The organism is Micromonospora sp. CNZ299 (assembly GCF_002754415.1).
Genome location: NZ_PEFG01000001.1, coordinates 4,481,361 through 4,498,901 on the forward strand (window position 1 = coordinate 4,481,361; position 17,541 = coordinate 4,498,901).

A 17,541-nucleotide genomic window follows, 5' to 3' on the forward strand; every position below is an offset into this window, starting at 1 on the left:
CCGGTGCCGTTTCCGCCGGGCCGACGCGGGTACCCGCAGGCGCCGACGCGAGCCAAGGGAGTACGCGATGAACTACGACACCTTCATCGACCAGGTTTCCCAGCGCACCGCGACGTCGTCCGAGCGGGCGGTCGAGTTGACCCGGGCCGTGCTGGAGACCTTCGCGGAGCGGTTGACCGGCGGTGAGAACCTGGACCTGGCCGCCCAGCTGCCCCAACCGTTGCAACTGGTGCTCAAGCCGAGCCCGAGCACCGAGCAGGCCGACCGGTTCGGTGCGGCCGAGTTCGTCGCCCGGGTCGCGTTGCGCGCCGGGGTGGAGGAGCCGGCGGCCCGGGACGCCAGCCGGGCGGTCTTCACCACCCTGCGTGAGGCGATCACCGGTGGTGAGTTCGACGACGTGGCGACTCAGCTGCCGCGTGACTACCGGGGTCTGGTCGAGCAGGCGATGGCTCCCGGGGCGACGCTGCGCCGTGGCTGACGGGCACGACGCACAGCGGTCGTCCCGGGCACGCACAGCGGTTTACCAGGGCAACCATCGACGTCCCGCTTGGCATGGCGATTCAGCCTGGCCTAACCTTGTCGTGGCGAGGGGAGTACTTCCCACGAACCATTCCGGTCAGTACGGCGCGCCCGGCGCGCCTCGGGTGGTTGCCCATCAGGTGGTGGGTGAAGGAGACCTCGAACATGACGGTGTTCGAGGAGACCCCACATGAGCGAAGTGTCATATCTGTCCGCCGCCAGTGACCTGTCGTCGGTGGGCACGCCCACGCTGTGGGCGGTCACCATCATCGGCGTACTCCTGCTGCTGGTGCTGGACTTCCTGGTCACGCGTCGCCCGCACGAGGTGTCGATGCGGGAGGCCATCGGCTGGTCGGCGTTCTACATCGCGCTGCCGCTGGCGTTCGGCGCCTGGCTCTGGTCGCGTTACGGCTCCCAGCAGGGCGTGGAATACCTCACCGGTTACCTGGTGGAGAAGTCGCTCTCGGTCGACAACCTGTTCGTCTTCATGCTGCTGCTGGCCGCGTTCGCGGTGCCGGCGGTGCTCGCCCAGCGGGTGCTGCTCTACGGCATCGCCGGCGCGCTGGTGCTGCGGGCCGTCTTCATCGCCCTCGGCGCGGCGGCGTTGCAGACACTCGACTTCGCCTTCCTGCTCTTCGCGATCATCCTCGTCGCCACCGCGGTGAAGCTGCTGCGTGACGCCATGTCCGGGCATCAGCAGGAAGTCGACATCAACAAGATGCGCTCGGTGAAGCTGCTGCGCAGGGTCATGCCGGTGGTCGACGAATACCACGGCACCAGGATGACCGTCCGGCAGGGCGCGAAGCGGGCACTCACCCCGTTCGCCCTGGTCGTGGTCGCGGTGCTGGCCACCGACATCGTGTTCGCTGTCGACTCGGTGCCGGCGGTCTACGGCATCACCGAGGACCCGTACCTGGTCTTCGCCACCAACGCGTTCGCCCTGCTCGGCCTGCGGGCGCTCTACTTCGTCCTGCACGCGGCGCTGAGCCGGCTGGTGCACCTCAGCTACGGTCTGGCCGTCATCCTGGCGTTCATCGGCCTCAAGCTGGGTCTGCACTGGGCGCACGGCATCTGGGACAGCGTGCCGGAGATCCCCACCCTGGCCTCGCTCGGCGTGATCATCGGTGTGCTGGTGGTGGTCACCGTGACCAGCCTGCGCGCCACCCGCGGCGGCGACCTGCCCGAGGACCGCAAGGTGGTCGCGGAGCGGCACTGACCGCGCCCCGCCGGGCCGACGAGGAGGTACGCGGGAAAGCTCCCGCCCCGGCCGGCGCGGGTGGTACGACTGTGCAATGGGAATCGTGTCACCGGGCTTTCAGGGTCGGCCCCGAACGCAGGAGCCGGCCCTGCCACCCGGTCAGTATCTGACCGAGGACTTCCCGGTGCTCTCGGCCGGCCCGACGCCCCGGGTCTCCCTGGACACCTGGGAGTTCGTCATCGCCGCCGAGAACGGCAGCGAACACCGGTGGTCGTGGCAGGAGTTGATGGCCCTGCCGCAGGAGACGCCGATGGTGGACATCCACTGCGTCACCCGCTGGTCCAAGCTCGGCACCAACTGGCAGGGCGTCTCCCTGGACACGCTCCTCGCCGACGTGGACACGGGGGCGCACTTCGCGCTCGCGCACTCCTACGGCGGGTACACCACCAACCTGCCGCTGGACGACCTGCGCGGCGGCCGCGCCTGGGTGGTGCACACCTTCGACGGGGCACCGCTGCCCGCCGAGCACGGTGGGCCGGCGCGGTTGCTGGTGCCGCACCTGTACTTCTGGAAGTCCGCCAAGTGGGTGCGCGGCATCCGGCTCAAGACGATGGACGAGCCGGGGTTCTGGGAGACCGCCGGCTACCACGACTACGGCGACCCGTGGCGCGAACAGCGGTACCAGGGTGACTGAGCGCGCCGTGGCGACGAGCAAACCCCGGACGGCCAACCGGTGGCAGGTGGGCCGGCTGGTGGAGCGCCGGGTGGAGACGCCGACCGCGCAGACCCTGGTGCTGGAGGTCCCGGACTGGCCGGGGCACCTGCCCGGGCAGCACGTCGACCTGCGACTGACCGCCCCGGACGGCTACCAGGCGGCCCGGTCGTACTCCATCGCCGGGCCCGTCGTGGACGGGCCGGGCGGGCCCCGCGTCGAGGTGACCGTCCAGCGTGTGCACGACGGCGAGGTGTCCCCGTACCTCATCGATGTCTTTTCCGACGGCGACCCGGTGGAGGTCCGCGGACCGCTCGGTGGTTGGTTCATCTGGCGGCCGGAGGAGACCGCGCCGGTGCAGCTCGTCGCCGGCGGCTCGGGCATCGTGCCGTTGATGGCGATGATCCGGGCCCGCCGGGCGGCCGGCAACAAGGCGCCGTTCCGGCTGATCTACTCGGTGCGCACCCCCCGGGACGTGATCTACGCCGACGAGCTGCGCCGCCGGGTCCGCGACGACTTCGGCCTGGACATCGCGTACGTCTACACCAGAGAGGCGCCCGAGGGTTGGCGCGGCGAACCGCACCGCATCGGGCTGGCCGACGTCAACACACACGGCTGGCCACCGGACCTGCAACCGCTCACCTACGTCTGCGGCCCGACCGCGTTCGTGGAAACCGTGGCCGATCTGCTGGTGGGGCTCGGCCACCCGTCACGGCAGGTCAAGACCGAACGTTTCGGTCCCACCGGCTGACCGCTCGCCCCCGCAACGTCGAGGAGATCCGATGACCGAGATGTCGTACCTGGACGGCAACATGCTCGACGGCCCGATGCGCGAGCTGTTCACCGTGGACCTGAGCAGCGCGACGGGCCGCTGCGAAAGCTGCGGGATGACCGGCTCGATGGCCAGCCTGCACGTCTACTCGCACGCCCCGGGCCTCGTCGCCCGCTGCCCGTCCTGTGAGCAGGTGATGCTGCGGCTGGTCCGCGGGCCCGACCGGGCCTGGCTGGACATGCGCGGCACCACGTTCCTCCAGGTGCCGATGCCGATGGAGCAGCCCTTCCCCGGGCCCCTCTGACCGATCCCGGTCGGCGTTGCCCGGCGGAGGCGGAATGGCCGGATGAGCGCCGGCCGATGGGGTTCCACACCGCTGGCGGCCCTACCGTGGCACACGATTCGCACAAGTTCAGGGATGTTGCTGCCTCCAAAGCACCCGAGGCAGCAACATCGCTGAAGTTGCGCAGATCTTGACCGTGTCCCCGAGGGCGGGTCGGCGTGGCAGAGCGGCGGGCGTCCTCATTCTCGGCCGGCGGCGACGAATGGCACTTCCTACTGTGCCGTTCCGGCGAGCAGCCACCGCCGGACGGGGACCTCCACCAGCACTCGCTCGCTGCCCGGATCGACCTGTCGGGTGACGTCCCAACCGTCGTACTTGCTCGCGAACGCCTCGACGACCGTGCTCGGGAACCCGTCGCGGTGTATGCGCGCGGCGCCTTCGGCCACGACCGGGGCGTCGCCTCCCTCCAGGGCCAGGGACACCCGTGGATCGGCCAGGACGTTGCGGACCTTGACGCTGCGGCTCTCACAACCGACCCAGAACGTAGCGGAGAGGTAGACGAACCAGACCGGCGTCAGGTGCGGGGAGCCGTCGCACCGCACCGTGCACAGCCAGACGTTCCGCTCCCGACCGAGTCGCACCTCGACGTCGGCCGGCAGGACTGAGGGGGATGGGCTCACCGGGCCAGTGGATCACAGCGCCGCGCGGCCCGCCGAATACTCGGGTGCGGGTGACCCGGCTCGTCCCTAGGCTTGCGCGCACGGCCTGCACGGCGTGCGGCCGGATCGGAGATGAGCGAAGCGATGACGTCCCACCTGTTCGCGATCAGCTACGACGCAGCCGACCCCGTCCGTCTCGGGCGGTTCTGGGCCGAGCTCCTGGGTCGCGAGATGGTCGATGACCCACGGGACGGCGTCCTGGTCCTGCCTCACGCTGACACCGAGCTTCGACTCCGCTTCGTGCCGCACCAGCAGCCGAAGACCGTGCAGAACCGGATGCACTTCGACCTGACCAGCGGTTCCCTGGAGGAGCAGCAGCGGACGGTGGCCAGGGCGCTGGAGCTCGGCGGACGGCACACCGACGTCGGTCAGCTCCCGGAGGAGAGGCACGTGGTGCTCGCCGACCCCGAGGGCAACGAGTTCTGCGTGATCGAGCCGGGTAACAACTTCCTCGCCGGCTGCGGGTTCACGGGCGCGCTCGCCTGCGACGGTTCGCAGGCGGTCGGATACTTCTGGAACGAGGCGCTGGGATGGCCGCTGGTCTGGGACCAGGACGAGGAGACCGCGATCCAGTCGCCCCTCGGCGGCACGAAGATCACCTGGGGTGGGCCGCCGATGATGCCCAACGGCGGCAGGGACCGGCTGCACTTCGACGTGGCCCCGCCTGCCGACGGTGACCAGCAGGCCGAGGTCGACCGGCTGCTCTCACTTGGGGCGACGCTCCTGAACGACGGCCGGAGCGACACGGGCCGGATGCTGATGGCCGATCCCGACGGCACCGCGTTCTGCCTGCTCACGCCCCGACAGCCGGGGTTTACCGCGTGAAGTAGGCGGCGCTCTGCGCGTCTGCCGGGTAGTAGGACTCGATGGCGATCTCGTCGATCGTGACGTCCATCGGGGTGCCGAACGCGGTGATGGTGGAAAACAGTCTCAGCTCCCGTCCGTCGATCCGGAGGATCATCGGGATCACCACGTCGGCGTCGACCCGTAGGCCCACCGTGTCCTCGGGCACCTGGTGCAGCAGTTCTTCGTAGAGCGCGGTGAGTTCCGCGTCGGGGGCGATGGCGAGCTGGCGCGAGATCCGGCTGCGGAACACCGCCCGTACGTCTGCCAGGTTGACGACCAGGGAAGCGAGCCCGCGCGGGTCCAGGCCCAGCCGCACCAGGTTCACCGGTGGTCGCAGCAGATCGGGCGCGACGCGCGCGAAGAACGGGTCCACCGCGCGGTTGGTCAGCACGATGTTCCAGCGGCGGTCGAACGCCAGCGCCGGATACGGCTCGTGCGCCTGGAGCACCCGGCGGACGGCGTCGAGGGCAGCCGACAGAGCGGTGTCGTCGAGCGGACGCTCCGCGTACCGGGGTGCGAAGCCGGCGGCGAGCAGCAGCCGATTGCGATCCCGCAGCGGGACGTGGAGCTGGTCGGCGAGCCGCAGGATCATGTCCGCGCTCGGTGTGGACCTCCCGGTCTCGACCAGGCTGACGTGACGAGCCGAGACGTCCGCGGCGATCGCCAGGTCGAGCTGGCTGAGCCCGCGGCGCTGCCGCCACTGCCGCAGGAGTGCCCCGACCGTGTACACGACCAGGAGCGTACTCATCGTCGCGCCGTACGCCATGAAGTGCGATTTCATCGACAACCGCCGCGGCCGTGGAAACACTGGGGCCCATGACCACTGAGAACAAGGGCATCGTCCAACGGGCGCTGGCGGGGCTGATCGAGACGGGCGACGTGGACACCCTCGCCTCGTTCCTCAGCGACGACTTCCTCCACCACCGGTCGGATTCGACCACCTCGACAAAGGTGGAATGGCTCGCCGCTGTCCAGGCCGCGCTCGGCCCGACAGCCGGCATGCAGGTCGAGATCCTTCACCTGCTGGCCGACACCGATCACGTCGTGGTGCACTCGCGACGCCGGCTACCCGACGCGGGACCGGAGATCGTGGTCGTCGACGTCCTGCGGGTCGCCGACGGGCTGATCGCCGAGGGATGGGAGATCATCGAACCCGTGGCCCAGGCCGCCGCCAACGGGACGTGGTGGCAACCAGCGCTCCTCTAGACCGGCGGTGTGCGGCCGGTGCGGACGGCGTACGCCCGCTTCATCTTGATGTAGTTGCCGCACCCGGCCATCGAGCACCAGCGGCGGGCCTGGTTGCGGGAGGAGTCGTAGTAGGCCCAGCGGCACGTGTCGCGGGCGCAGGCCTTGAGCCGCGCCCAGGTGCCGTCCTCGGCGGCCCGGCGGACGGCGTCGACCAATCCGGCGACGGCCTGGCCCAGGGGTGTGCCGGCGGCGGTGACCAGGCGGTGGCCGTCGTCCGCGAAGCGCAGCGTGACGGGCAACACGGCCAGCGTCCGGTTGAGTCGGTCGAGCGCGCCGGCGTCGGCGGCGTGGCCCGCGTGGCCGAGCAGCACCGCGCGCAGGCCCTCCCGGACCGTGAGGGCCAGGTCGAGGTCCTCGGGCCCGAGTTGCGTGCCGACCGGCATCAGCTGCCGTTCGACGAACCAGTCGCGGAGCTGGTCGGGGCTGGTCAGCGTCTCGTGGTCGATCTGCGGCTCGACGGTGTTGACGAAGTCCCGGATCAGCCGGGCGGCGGCCGGCACCGTTGCGTCGTCGTCCACCGACCACCTCCCTCTTCTTGACACCACCGTATCGCCTTGACAGGTGTCAAATCGCCTGCGAGGGTCGGAACTACACCAGCGAAATGGTTTTGCCGGTGTGATTTCGGTGCGGGAAGGGCGGCTCGTGGCCTCCACGCTCAGGGACGTGGCCCGGCTCGCCGGGGTGTCGGTGAAGACCGTCTCCAACGTGGTCAACGGCTATCCCCACGTGAGCCCTGACGTGCGACGTCGGGTCGAGACGGCTGTCGCCGAGCTGCACTACCGGCCGAACGCGTCCGCCCGCACCCTGCGCACCGGGCGCACCGGCATGCTCGCTCTCGTCCTACCGACCACCGACCTGCCGTACGCCGGCGACCTCGCCGGTGCGGTCGTCCACGCGGCGGCACAGCAGGGCTACCGCGTCGTCGTCGCGCACGACGACGACCAGCCCACGTCGTCGGGCCTGCACGACGCCCGCACGATCCCCGTGGACGGGGTCCTGGTCGGTGCCCCCGTCACGCCGGGCGACCTGGACCGCGCTGTGACCGCCACCGGTCCACCCGTCGTGCTGATCGGCGGCGCACCCCACGATCAGCGGTGCGACCGGGTCGGCATCGACGTCGCCCAGGCCGCCGAGGACGCGACGAACCATCTGCTGCGCGCCGGTCGCCGCCGGATCGCCGCGATCGGCGAACGCCCCGCAGCCAGCCCACACCCGGGTACGCCCGGATACCACCGGGCGCTTCGTCGGGCCGGGCTGGTGCCGGTGTCCGGTCGGCTGCTGCCGGCGCCGCACCACCGCCGGGCCGACGGCTACCGCGCCGCCCGCGAACTGCTCGTCGGCCCGGACCGCCCGGACGCGATCCTCTGCTCCTCCGACCCGCTCGCCATCGGGGCGATGCGGGCCGCCTTCGACGTCGGGCTGCGCGTGCCGGACGACGTCGCGGTGATCGGCATCGGCGACATCGAGGAGGGGCGCTACTCACGGCCCACCCTGAGCACCGTCGCTGTCGACACGGGCTTTCTCGCCCGGGAGGCCGTGGCCCGCCTCGCCGTGCGGATCGGTCAACCCGACGCCGCGGTCGCCGACATCATCGCGCCGCACACCGTGCTCCCCCGGGAGAGCACCGACACCACGCCCTGGTGACCGGGGCGACGGCCGGTAACCGGTTGGACAACGGCGGCGTCGGTCGGTCAGAGTGGTGCGCCGTGAGGTACCTGCGTACCGGTGGTCCCGCCGCCATCCGGCGGCCCCGGCCCACCGACTCCGACGAGTTCATCGCCGCCGTGCGGCGCAGCCACGATCTGCACCACCCGTGGTTGGTCGCGCCCGGCAGTCCCGAGGAGTACGACAGCTACCTGCGCCGGATCCGCCGCCGGGACAGCGCCGGCTACCTGATCTGCGACCGGGCCAGTGGCGAGATCGCCGGCTACGTGAACATCAGCGGGATCGTGCTGGGCGCGCTGCGCGGCGGGTTCCTGGGGTATGCGGCGTTCCGGCCGTACAGCGGGACCGGGCACGCGTCGGCGGGCGTCGCCCTGGTGATCGACCACGCGTTCACCACGGTCGGGCTGCACCGGCTGGAGGCGAACATCCAGCCGGGCAACGAGCCGTCCCGGCGGGTGGCCCGCAAGCTCGGCTTCCGGCTGGAGGGGTTCTCCCCGGACTACCTGTTCATCGACGGCGCCTGGCGCGACCACGAGCGTTGGGCGATCACCGCGCCAACCCCCGCCTGACCGTCGGCCCGGTTGCGCCGGCCCAAGATCCGCGCAAGATCGGGGAAAGTGCTGCCTCACGAGCTGCTGAGACAGCAGGATCCCTCATGTTGCCCGGATCTTGGGGCCGCAGCGGCCACGTCCGGCTCCAGCCCAGCTGACCGCGGCTGTCGCGTCGGACGTTTGTCGAGGGCTTCGACGGGAAACGGCCCGCAATGACGAAACCTCGTGTGGTGATCGTGGGGGCCGGGTTCGCCGGTTACCACGCGGCGAAGACGTTGAGCCGGATCGCCCGGGACCGGGCCGAGATCGTGCTGCTGAACTCCACCGACTACTTCCTCTACCTGCCGTTGCTGCCCGAGGTGGCGGCAGGGGTGGTCGAGCCCAAGCGGATCGCGGTGCCGCTGACCGGGACACTCAAGGGCGTACGCGTGGTGATCGGCGAGGCGGACCACGTCGACCTGCAGAACCGCTGGGTCGGCTTCACCCAGGCCGAGGGGGAGAAGAACCGGCTGGCGTACGACCGGTTGGTGCTCGCCGTGGGCAGCGTCAACAAGCTGCTGCCCATCCCGGGGGTCACCGAGTACGCGCACGGCTTCCGCGGTCTGCCGGAGGCCGTCTACCTGCATGACCACATCGTTCGTCAGATCGAGCTGGCCGAGCAGGCCGAGGACCCGGCCGAGCAGCAGGCCCGCTCCACGTTCGTGGTGGTCGGCGCGGGCTACACCGGCACCGAGGTCGCCGCGCACGGGCAGCTGTTCACCGACGCGCTGCACGCCCAGCGGCCCCGGCTCACCCTCCGCCCCCGCTGGATGCTGCTCGACGTCGCGTCGCGGGTGCTGCCCGAGCTGGACAAGCGGATGTCGGACACCTCGCACAAGGTGCTCAACCGGCGTGGGGTGGACGTACGGATGGGCACCTCGGTGGCCGAGGCGACCTGCGACGGGGTGAAGCTCACCGACGGCGAGTACGTGCCGACCTGCACGCTGGTGTGGTGTGTGGGGGTGCGCCCCGACCCGTTCGTCAACGAGTTGGGTCTGCGGACCGACCGGGGTCGACTGGTCACCGACGAGTTCCTCAACGTGCCCGGCTATCCGGAGGTGTACGCCTGCGGCGACGCCGCCGCGGTGCCCGACCTGGTCAACCCGGGCAAGGTCTGCGGGATGACGGCCCAGCACGCGCAGCGGCAGGGCAAGCGCGCGGCGTACAACATCGCCGCGTCCTACGGTTTCGGCAAGCGCAAGCCGTACAAGCACCACGACCTGGGCTGGGTCGTCGACCTGGGTGGCAAGGACGCGGCGGCGAACCCGTTGCAGGTCAACCTGGCCGGGTTGCCGGCCAAGGCGGTCACCCGGGCGTACCACCTGATGGCGATGCCGGGAAACCGCACGCGGGTCACCGCCGACTGGGCGCTGGACGCCGCGCTGACCCGGTCGGCGGTCCAGCTGGGGTTGGTGCCGGCCAACGCGGTGCCGTTGGAGAGCACCTCGCCCGAGGTCGCGACCCGGGCCCGCTGAACCTCGCATCACCCGGCCGGTCAGCCCTGCGGGGCGGGACCGGCCGGTCGGCGTGACCGCGTTTCCGGACCGGCCGGTGGGGCGGGCCGGAGTCGGCGTGGCCCGTACTCCCGCAGCAGCGTCTGCACGATGCCGGCGGCGGGGATGGCCAGCAGCGCGCCGAGTAGGCCGGCCAGCTCCGCGGCGAGCAGCACGCTGACCAGCACGGTCAGCGGGTTGAGCCGGACCGCCCGGGACAGAATGAGCGGTTGGAGCAGGTGGTTCTCGACCTGCTGGTAGACCACGAAGAAGACGAGCACGACGATCCCGGCTGTGGGGGAGTGCAGGAAGCCGGCCCCGGCCGCGATCACCGCACCCAACGTCGCACCAACGAGCGGTATCAGGTCGGTCACCGCCACCAACAGGGCGATCACGGCCGCGAACGGCACCCCGGTGAGGGCCAGCACCACGTAGGTCAACAGCCCGCAGATCACGCTGATCAGCAGGTTGCCGGTGAGGTAACCGGTGACGGTGCGCGACACCTCCCGGCCAACCCGGCGCAGCCGGTCGCCCTGACCGTCCCCGGCCGCCGCGAGCAGGCGGCGGGTGATCCGCGGCGCCTCCAACACCATGAGGTACGCCAACACGACGACCGTGACCAGCCCGGCGACCGTCTCGACGACGCCGCGCAGCACGCCCACCGCGGGTTGACGCAGTCGGGTGCCCAGGTCGCGGAGCTGGTCGGAGTGTTCGCTGACGTACCGGCGCGCGCCGGTGCGCTCCAGCAGCTGCCCCAGCGGACCCCGGCCGGCGCGGGCGTCGTGCAGCAGCTCGGGCGCCCGGTCGGCGAACCGGCCCAGCTCCCCGAACAACGGCACCAGGATGAGCGCGCCCAGGAGCGCCACCAGCACGAAAGCGGCGAGGAACACCAGCAGCGTGGCCAGGGCCCGACGCCGGACGAGACGCCGTTGCAGCCGGTCCACGAGGGGCTTGAGCGCCACGGCGAAGAACGCGGCGACCACGACCCAGACCAGCACCCGGCGGGTCGCGTACACGAACGCCAGCGCGAACGCGGTCGCCAGGGCCAGACCGATCACGATCAGGGTGTGGCGGGCGGTCACCCGATCGTCGGCGTCGCTCATCCGCCGCGCCTTCCCCGCGCTCGCCGTCGGAAACCCGGCATTGCGGGCGCGACGGTGTGTTCTGGTCCAGCGCGAGCCGACAGGGCGTAGGTGCTCAGCGGTCGTCGTCAGTGACGGGGTGGGCGCCGGCGACGAAGGTGTCGAGCGCGGCGGCGTGCAGCAGACCGCCGGGCACCGGGTCACGCAGGGCCGCCACCGCCAGCCGCCCGACCGGCAGACCGCCGGGGCGCGACGTCGCGGCCAGCACCAGGTTTCCGTACCGCCGGCCCCGCAGCATCCGCCGGTCACCGAGGATGCACACGTCGGCGAAGACCGCCCGCAACGTGGCCACCTGCGCCCGGGTGCCGACCAGCGGCGGCAGGTCCGTGACGTTGACCAGGTACGTCCCGTCCGGGCGCAGGGTGCCGGCCACCTCGGCGGCGAACTCGACGGTGCGCACGTGCCGGGGCATCTGGGCCGCCCGGTAGATGTCGGCGATCACCAGGTCGTAGGAACCGGCCGGGGTGGCGGCGAGCGCGTCCCGGGCGTCGGCGACCTCCACCCGCACCTGCGGCGGCAGCGGCGGCAACTCCCGGGCGACCAGCTCCACCACGGCGGGGTCCCGCTCGACGACCCGTTGCGGGGAGCCGGGCCGGGTGGCAGCCAACCATCGGGGCAGCGTCAACGCGCCGCCACCCAGGTGCAGAACGCTCAACGGGACGCCGGCCGGGGCCGCCACCTCCACCGCCGAGGCGATCCGTCGGACGTACTCGAAGTGCAGGTGCAGGGGATCGGAGACATCCACGTACGACTGCTCGACCCCTGCGGACAGCAGTGTCCGCCCGGTCCGGCGGACCGGGTCGGCGACCAGCTCCAGCCGGTCGGCGGCGCGGTTCATGACCGGCACGCTAGCCGAGCCCACGGTCCACGACGCCGGTGGCCCGGCACGGCCGACGGGCCGGCGGAGCGGGGATGATCCCCGTCCGCCGGCCCGCCCGGGTCAGGACTGCCGGTCAGCCGCCGGCCATCCCGGCCCCCACCTCGTCGATCGCGTCGTCGATCTGGCGTGCGAGGTCCACGTCGAGCGCGGTCACCCCGTCGGCCTGACTGGTCCGTACGGTCAACACGGCGGCGGTGCCACCGGGGCGTCCGATGCTCGGGCCGCGGCCGTTGTCCTGGCGCAGCCGGTCGAGCCGGGCGAGCACCCGGTCCAGGTTGTCCGGTGGCAGCGCGACCACCCGGTAGAGGCCCTGGCTGTCGCCGGCCCAGTACGGCAGGTCGTCCAGCGCCGCACTGATCTCGTCCGCGTCCAGGGTGGGCGTGGTGGTGGAGGCGCCGACGAGGCCTCCACCGGCCTCCGGTGGGTTCAGCAGGTCACGCAGACCGTCGGGTACGTGCAACGACTCGACCAGGTCGCCGTCCTGCTCGGCGAGCGCGGCGATCGTCGCCTCGGCCTGGTAGCGGGCCTGCTCCGGGGTGTTGCCGCTGATCCGGCCCACCTCGGCCAGGAAGCCGGGCAGGTCCTGGTGCCGCTCGATGCCGTCGACCGGCAGCACGTCGTGCAGGGACGCGGGCACGGCCGCGAGCAGCCGCTGCCGCTCGGCCGCCTCCAGCGCGAACGCGAGGACCAGCACTGTCGCCTCGGTGCCCACCTTGGCCGTCTTGAAGTCGACCCCGGCCCGACGCCGGACCTCGTCGACGAGGTCGTGGTAGCCCATGGTGCTCACGCCGGCCGCGCCGCTGGGCGGGGACGGCTGTGGCCTCGGGTTGTCGGCCGTGCCGAGTGGCGGCGGTGCCGGCCCGCCACGCGTGCTGTCCGGTTTGTGCAGCCCGGCGGCCGGTGGGCCGGCCCGCTTGCCCGAATCGAGGCTCTTGAGCTGCTTGGTGGCGCTCAGGCTGGCGCCGATCTCGCTGGGCTGGCGATTCTGTTCCCGGGCCTGCCGGGCCAGTGCCCGGCGCCTCTGGTTGTCGCCTTCCATCTGCTTGCGCATGCTGGCATCCCTTCCGCTGGGGATCGTGGCTGCTCCGGTCGCGTTCCCGCCGTCCCCGAGAAGGAAACGGAGGCCGCCGGCCGGGTCGGACCGGCCTTCGCCACGCTTCATCCGGGCGGGGTGAGGGGTGCTCACCCGCTCGGCCCGCACGATCAGCTCAGGACCGGAGTTCTTCCGAGGTACGCGGAAGGAAGGTCGTCATGAAGCAGATCGTCGAGATCGTCCCCGCTCGACCGGGCTGGTACGCGCGCTGGCAACTCACGCCCGATCTCACCAGGTGTTACCCGGTGAGCCTGTGGGCGCTGCTGGAGGAGGCCGACGGGACGGGCCGCGAGGTGGTCGGCATGGACTGCATCGGCCAGTGGCCCGGCGCGGACGACAACGAGGCGGGTGGGCAGTTCGTCCGCTACCTGTACCAGACGCCCGATTCGGGACAGCCCGAGGACGTCGAACCGCCCTCGACCGGCGAACTGCGCGAGAGCGGACCTCGGCTCCAGCCGGTGACGGCACCCTAGACATTCCTCCGGCCCCCGACCCCAGGTCCCAGGGTCGGGGGCCACCCCGTCCCGGGGTGGCCCGAGGTCAGCCGGTGGCGCGCAGGTCGTCGACGTGCTCGACGGCCAGCAACTCGGTCAGGCCGGTGCGGTCGAGCATCCGCTGCAACTGCGGGCTGACCCCGGTCAACCGGATCGCCCGGGCGATCCGCTGCACCACCAGCAGCGCGCTGAGCCCGGAGGAGTCGCAGAGGCTCACGTGGGTCAGGTCGATCAGCACCTCGTCGTCGCCACTGAGGTCGGCCGCCACGGCGGTCAACTCGGGCGCGGTGTCGTAGTCGAGCTCGCCCGTCAGCTGAAGGAGGACGTGCCCGGCGTCGACCCGGGTCGTCTCGATGGTCAACAGCTGATCGGACATCCCACCATATTCGCAGCCCTGCGGGAGAACGCAAAGCCGGGGGCGACATCCGCGCGCCCAATTCGACCGTTCGGCACCGCTCAGGCCGTGGTGGCGACGCCTGGCAACGGCTCTGAGGTGCCGCTTTTCGCGTACCGGCGTAGGGTGGTCGGAAGACTTTTGACCATGGACGCCGGTTCCGGCACGGGTTCGGGTGGACGACAAGGAGTGAGGCTCAGCTGGTGACTGCTACCGACGTCAGGGACTGGGACCCGGGCGACGGACGGCTTCCCACGCCGAGTACGACACGGTCCCCGGCGTGGTCCGCCGACGTCACGCCCCGGTCCACCGCCGCACTGCCGCCGCTCGCCCCCGACCGGGATCCGGCCGCACCCGACTGGTCCGAGGTCGTCGAGCACTTCCGGGAGGGCCTTGTCGTCTGCGACGCCGACGGCGTCGTACGACACGTCAGTCCGGTGGCCGAACGACTGCTGCCCGAGGTGACGCCCGGCGAGCTGCTCAGCGCGGCCGGTGTGCCCGGGCTGAGCGACGGCGACGCCGGTGGCTTCACCCATCACGGGCGCCGGCTCACCGCCCGCCAGGTGCCCCTCTCCGGTGCCCGCTGCTGCTGGTATGTCGAGGACGTCACCGACAGCGTCAGCCGCGCCGACGCGCTGCTCGCCGAGCGGGCCCGCTCGGCGTTCCTGGCCGTGGTCGGTGACAAGCTCGGCAACCCACTGCACCCCGACCGGGCCGCTGCCGCAGTCGTCCGCCTCGCCGTGCCGACCCTGGCCGAGGTGGCCGTGCTCGTGCTCGCACCCCGTGGCGGTCGCGCCCGCTGGTGGCGGGCCTCGCGCTCCGACGACGAGGCCCCGACGGTGGACAGCGGCGTGCTGGCCGGCGGGGACCTGCCGACCGCCATCGCCGACGGGCTGACCGGAGTCGAGCCGCACGCGGTCGACTGGCTGGTCGAGCAGGCGGTCGACGCCGGCTGGCTGCCCGGGCTCGCCGGCACCGAGAGCGCCGCCCGGGTCGTCCCGCTGCCCGGTCGCGACGCGCCCGTCGGCGTGCTGCTGGTGGCCCGCCGCTCCACCCGCTGGTACGACGAGGCCGACGTCGAGCTGGCTCGCGCGTTCGCGGCCCGTGCCGGCGCGGCGCTGACCACCGCCCTGCTCTACCGCGACCAGGCGGAGGTGGCCGACACCCTCCAGGCCAGCCTGCTGCCGGTCGAGCCGGCCGAGGCCGCGGGCGTGCAGTGGGGCACCGCGTACCGGCCCGCCCAGGCGGGGCTGCGCATCGGCGGCGACTTCTACGGCTCGCACCGGCTCGCCGACGGGGGCTCGGTGTTCTTCCTCGGCGACGTGTCGGGCAAGGGCGTCGAGGCGGCAGTCTTCACCGGCCAGTTACGCCAGTGCCTACAGGCGTTGCACCGGTTGGAGTCGCACCCCGGGCGGTTGCTGCGGTTGCTCAACGACGCGCTGCTGGAAACCACCCAGGCGCACGGCCAGGGCCGCTTCGCCACGATGGTGCTCGGCGTGGCCCGCCCACAGCGCGACGGCGGCCTGACCCTCACCATGGCCGGCGGTGGGCACATGCCGCCGCTGGTGCTGCGCAACTCCGGTGAGGTGGAGTCGGTGCCGCTGAGCGGCATGCTGATCGGTGTGGTGCCCGACCCCCGCGTCGGTGAGGTGACCGTACGGCTCGCGCCGGGGGAGACCTGCCTGCTCTACAGCGACGGGGTGACCGAGGCCCGGGGTGGCCGCCGCGGCGACGAGCAGTTCGGCACGGAACGCCTGGTCGCCGCCGTGACCGGCTGCCAACGGATGCCCGCGCCGGCCCTGGCCGAGCGGGTCGAGCAGGTCACCTGCGACTGGCTGGCGCACGGCGACCACGACGACATCGCGCTGCTGGCGCTGCGGGCGACCGGTCCGGGTGGTCGCGGGTCGCGGCACCTGCACTCGGTGCCCGCGCAGGCCGGCGCCGACCGACAGAGGGAGACCGACGCGTGACCGCTGCCACGACGGCCGCCGACCCGACCGACGCGTACGCCGGCTATCTGGACTGCCTGGCCGACGCCGACGAGTACGCAGCGATCGACATGGCGATCGGCCTGCTCGATGCGGGCGTGCCGGCGGAGCGGGTGCTGCTCGACCTGGTCGCGCCTGCGCAGTCCGAGGTGGGCGAGCGCTGGGCGCGCAACGAGTGGAGCGTCGCCCAGGAGCACGCCGCCACGCACATCAGCGAGCAGGTGGTGGCGGCGGTCGCCGCGCATGCCAACCCGCGCCCGACCGGCGGGCGGGTCGTGGTCGCCTGCATGGACGGCGAGTGGCACGCGCTGCCGCCCCGGCTGGTGGCCGAGGTGCTGCGGTTGCGTGGCTGGCAGGTGACCTTCCTGGGCGCCAGTGTCCCGGCTGCGCACCTCGTGTCGTACCTGCACCGCTACGACGCCCACGCGGTCGCGTTGGCGTGCGCGTTGCCGATGCGGTTGCCGTACGCCCACCGGATGATCGAGGCCTGCCGTCGTTCCGACGTGCCGGTGGTGGTCGGTGGGCGTGGGTTCGGTGCGGACGGTCGGTGGGCGCGCCGACTCGGTGTGGCCTGGGCGCCGAACGCGCCCGCGGCGGCCGAGCTGATCGCCGACGAGCGGGCGCTGCGCGGGGTGCCGCCGGCGCGGCTGGCCCACCTGGCCGACGACGAGTACGCCAGCCTGGTGCGGCGTCGTGGCGAGCTGATCGACAGCGCGTTGGCCGACCTGCGGGAGCGGGTGCCGTCGGTGCGGGCCTACAGCCCCACCCAGCTGGACGCGACGGTGAGCGACCTGGGTCACATAGTGGATTTCCTGGCCGCGGCGGTCTACGTCGACGACCCCTCGTTGTTCACCGAGTTCGTGGAGTGGCTGTCGGAGATCCTGCTGAGCCGTGGGGTGCCCGCCGGCGCCGTCGCCCAGCCTCTGGATCATTACGGCGTCGCGTTGCGTGACTTCCCCCGGGCGGTGCGTGTGCTGGCCCTGGGGCGCGCCGTGCTGCCCGCCGCCGACCGCTGACGGACCCGTCGTCGGCTACCGGGGCCGGTCGGCGGACGAGCCGACACTGCGTATACTTGCCGCACTGCAAACGTCCCACCCGCCGGGTGGAGCGAGGGGGAGAACGGTGACGTTCAGCGTCCGCCACGTCGAGCGCGACGGCGGTGTTGCCTGTCTGCGCCTCACGGGCGAGCTGGACCTGAGCACCGCTCCCGAGCTGAGTGCCGCGATGGACCGGCTCACCGCCGCTGGCGAGACCCGGGTGCTGCTCGACCTCACCGACCTCACATTCTGCGACTCCACCGGGATGGCCGTGTTCGTCCGCGGCGACAACCGGGCGGCGGCCGAAGGCGGTTGGCTGCGGCTCACCGGCGCCAGTGGCCGGGTCGAGCGGGTGTTGCGGGTCACCGGCCTTGCCGACGTGCTGCGGTACGAACCGGAGGCGGTCGACCCCGCGTCGCGCAGTGCCTCCTGATGGGCTACATTTCCCCGCCAGCGCGGTGACCGTCC

21 protein-coding genes are annotated in these 17,541 nt (G+C 72.0%); 14 read left to right on the forward strand and 7 right to left on the reverse strand.

The window, feature by feature from the left end; genetic code table 11:
* The first annotated feature begins 67 nt into the window (after positions 1–67).
* The 5 genes from CLT68_RS20285 to CLT68_RS20305 all read left to right on the forward strand — a co-directional run bounded on the left by CLT68_RS20285 (position 68) and on the right by CLT68_RS20305 (position 3,505).
* Positions 68–478, forward strand: a complete 411-nt coding sequence (locus CLT68_RS20285) for a DUF2267 domain-containing protein (RefSeq protein WP_099852971.1) — start codon at positions 68–70, stop codon at positions 476–478.
* A gap of 231 nt (positions 479–709) precedes the next feature.
* Positions 710–1,735 carry a TerC/Alx family metal homeostasis membrane protein gene (locus CLT68_RS20290; protein ID WP_099852973.1) on the forward strand — a complete coding sequence of 342 codons (1,026 nt, stop codon included), beginning with the start codon at positions 710–712 and terminating at the stop codon, positions 1,733–1,735.
* Positions 1,736–1,811: 76 nt separating this feature from the next.
* Positions 1,812–2,411, forward strand: a complete 600-nt coding sequence (locus CLT68_RS20295) for a sulfite oxidase-like oxidoreductase (protein WP_099852975.1) — start codon at positions 1,812–1,814, stop codon at positions 2,409–2,411.
* 7 nt (positions 2,412–2,418) lie between these two features.
* Positions 2,419–3,180: a ferredoxin reductase gene (locus CLT68_RS20300; RefSeq protein WP_099857400.1), complete on the forward strand. Its 762-nt coding sequence runs from the start codon at positions 2,419–2,421 to the stop codon at positions 3,178–3,180.
* Positions 3,181–3,211: 31 nt separating this feature from the next.
* On the forward strand, positions 3,212–3,505 hold the full coding sequence (locus tag CLT68_RS20305) for a DUF6510 family protein (protein ID WP_088947944.1): 294 nt from the start codon (positions 3,212–3,214) through the stop codon (positions 3,503–3,505).
* A gap of 251 nt (positions 3,506–3,756) precedes the next feature.
* Here the strand turns inward: CLT68_RS20305 and CLT68_RS20310 are convergent, their stop codons facing one another.
* Positions 3,757–4,164 carry a pyridoxamine 5'-phosphate oxidase family protein gene (locus CLT68_RS20310; protein ID WP_099852978.1) on the reverse strand — a complete coding sequence of 136 codons (408 nt, stop codon included), beginning with the start codon at positions 4,162–4,164 and terminating at the stop codon, positions 3,757–3,759.
* Positions 4,165–4,275: 111 nt separating this feature from the next.
* On the opposite strand from CLT68_RS20310, the gene CLT68_RS20315 reads away from it, so the two are divergent.
* Positions 4,276–5,028, forward strand: a complete 753-nt coding sequence (locus tag CLT68_RS20315; protein ID WP_486482251.1) for a VOC family protein — start codon at positions 4,276–4,278, stop codon at positions 5,026–5,028.
* On the opposite strand, the gene CLT68_RS20320 is transcribed toward CLT68_RS20315, so the two are convergent.
* Positions 5,018–5,797 (reverse strand): helix-turn-helix transcriptional regulator, encoded by a 780-nt coding sequence (locus CLT68_RS20320; RefSeq protein WP_199177097.1) that lies wholly within the window; start codon positions 5,795–5,797, stop codon positions 5,018–5,020. The genes CLT68_RS20315 and CLT68_RS20320 overlap by 11 nt on opposite strands.
* A 68-nt stretch (positions 5,798–5,865) precedes the next feature.
* Here CLT68_RS20320 and CLT68_RS20325 point away from each other — a divergent pair, with 68 nt between their 5' ends.
* On the forward strand, positions 5,866–6,255 hold the full coding sequence (locus CLT68_RS20325; RefSeq protein ID WP_099852983.1) for a nuclear transport factor 2 family protein: 390 nt from the start codon (positions 5,866–5,868) through the stop codon (positions 6,253–6,255).
* Here the strand turns inward: CLT68_RS20325 and CLT68_RS20330 are convergent.
* A complete protein-coding gene (locus tag CLT68_RS20330; protein WP_099852986.1) occupies positions 6,252–6,815 on the reverse strand; it encodes a CGNR zinc finger domain-containing protein in 564 nt (187 codons plus the stop codon). The genes CLT68_RS20325 and CLT68_RS20330 overlap by 4 nt on opposite strands.
* Before the next feature lie 124 nt (positions 6,816–6,939).
* Between CLT68_RS20330 and CLT68_RS20335 the strand changes: the two genes are divergently transcribed.
* The 3 genes from CLT68_RS20335 to CLT68_RS20345 all read left to right on the forward strand — a co-directional run bounded on the left by CLT68_RS20335 (position 6,940) and on the right by CLT68_RS20345 (position 10,027).
* Positions 6,940–7,941, forward strand: a complete 1,002-nt coding sequence (locus CLT68_RS20335; RefSeq protein WP_099857404.1) for a LacI family DNA-binding transcriptional regulator — start codon at positions 6,940–6,942, stop codon at positions 7,939–7,941.
* Between the two features lie 62 nt (positions 7,942–8,003).
* Entirely contained in the window at positions 8,004–8,531 is a 528-nt protein-coding gene (locus tag CLT68_RS20340) for a GNAT family N-acetyltransferase (protein ID WP_307871423.1), read from the forward strand.
* 194 nt (positions 8,532–8,725) lie between these two features.
* Positions 8,726–10,027, forward strand: a complete 1,302-nt coding sequence (locus tag CLT68_RS20345) for an NAD(P)/FAD-dependent oxidoreductase (protein ID WP_099852988.1) — start codon at positions 8,726–8,728, stop codon at positions 10,025–10,027.
* Between the two features lie 20 nt (positions 10,028–10,047).
* Here CLT68_RS20345 and CLT68_RS20350 read toward each other — a convergent pair whose 3' ends face one another.
* The 3 genes from CLT68_RS20350 to CLT68_RS20360 all read right to left on the reverse strand — a co-directional run bounded on the left by CLT68_RS20350 (position 10,048) and on the right by CLT68_RS20360 (position 13,118).
* Positions 10,048–11,148 carry an AI-2E family transporter gene (locus tag CLT68_RS20350; RefSeq protein ID WP_099852991.1) on the reverse strand — a complete coding sequence of 367 codons (1,101 nt, stop codon included), beginning with the start codon at positions 11,146–11,148 and terminating at the stop codon, positions 10,048–10,050.
* A gap of 94 nt (positions 11,149–11,242) precedes the next feature.
* On the reverse strand, positions 11,243–12,025 hold the full coding sequence (locus CLT68_RS20355; RefSeq protein ID WP_099852993.1) for a fused MFS/spermidine synthase: 783 nt from the start codon (positions 12,023–12,025) through the stop codon (positions 11,243–11,245).
* Positions 12,026–12,140: 115 nt separating this feature from the next.
* Positions 12,141–13,118: a DUF2267 domain-containing protein gene (locus CLT68_RS20360; protein WP_099852995.1), complete on the reverse strand. Its 978-nt coding sequence runs from the start codon at positions 13,116–13,118 to the stop codon at positions 12,141–12,143.
* Between the two features lie 200 nt (positions 13,119–13,318).
* On the opposite strand from CLT68_RS20360, the gene CLT68_RS20365 reads away from it, so the two are divergent.
* Complete coding sequence (locus CLT68_RS20365) at positions 13,319–13,633, forward strand: hypothetical protein (RefSeq protein WP_099852997.1); 315 nt, start codon at positions 13,319–13,321, stop codon at positions 13,631–13,633.
* Between the two features lie 67 nt (positions 13,634–13,700).
* Here the strand turns inward: CLT68_RS20365 and CLT68_RS20370 are convergent, their stop codons facing one another.
* Entirely contained in the window at positions 13,701–14,030 is a 330-nt protein-coding gene (locus CLT68_RS20370) for an STAS domain-containing protein (protein WP_099853000.1), read from the reverse strand.
* Positions 14,031–14,251: 221 nt separating this feature from the next.
* Between CLT68_RS20370 and CLT68_RS20375 the strand changes: the two genes are divergently transcribed.
* The 3 genes from CLT68_RS20375 to CLT68_RS20385 all read left to right on the forward strand — a co-directional run bounded on the left by CLT68_RS20375 (position 14,252) and on the right by CLT68_RS20385 (position 17,506).
* Positions 14,252–16,018, forward strand: a complete 1,767-nt coding sequence (locus CLT68_RS20375) for a PP2C family protein-serine/threonine phosphatase (RefSeq protein WP_099853002.1) — start codon at positions 14,252–14,254, stop codon at positions 16,016–16,018.
* Entirely contained in the window at positions 16,015–17,052 is a 1,038-nt protein-coding gene (locus CLT68_RS20380; RefSeq protein ID WP_099853004.1) for a cobalamin-dependent protein, read from the forward strand. The genes CLT68_RS20375 and CLT68_RS20380 overlap by 4 nt, the downstream gene beginning before the upstream one ends.
* Before the next feature lie 106 nt (positions 17,053–17,158).
* Positions 17,159–17,506, forward strand: a complete 348-nt coding sequence (locus tag CLT68_RS20385) for an STAS domain-containing protein (RefSeq protein ID WP_099853006.1) — start codon at positions 17,159–17,161, stop codon at positions 17,504–17,506.
* Positions 17,507–17,541 lie beyond the last annotated feature (35 nt).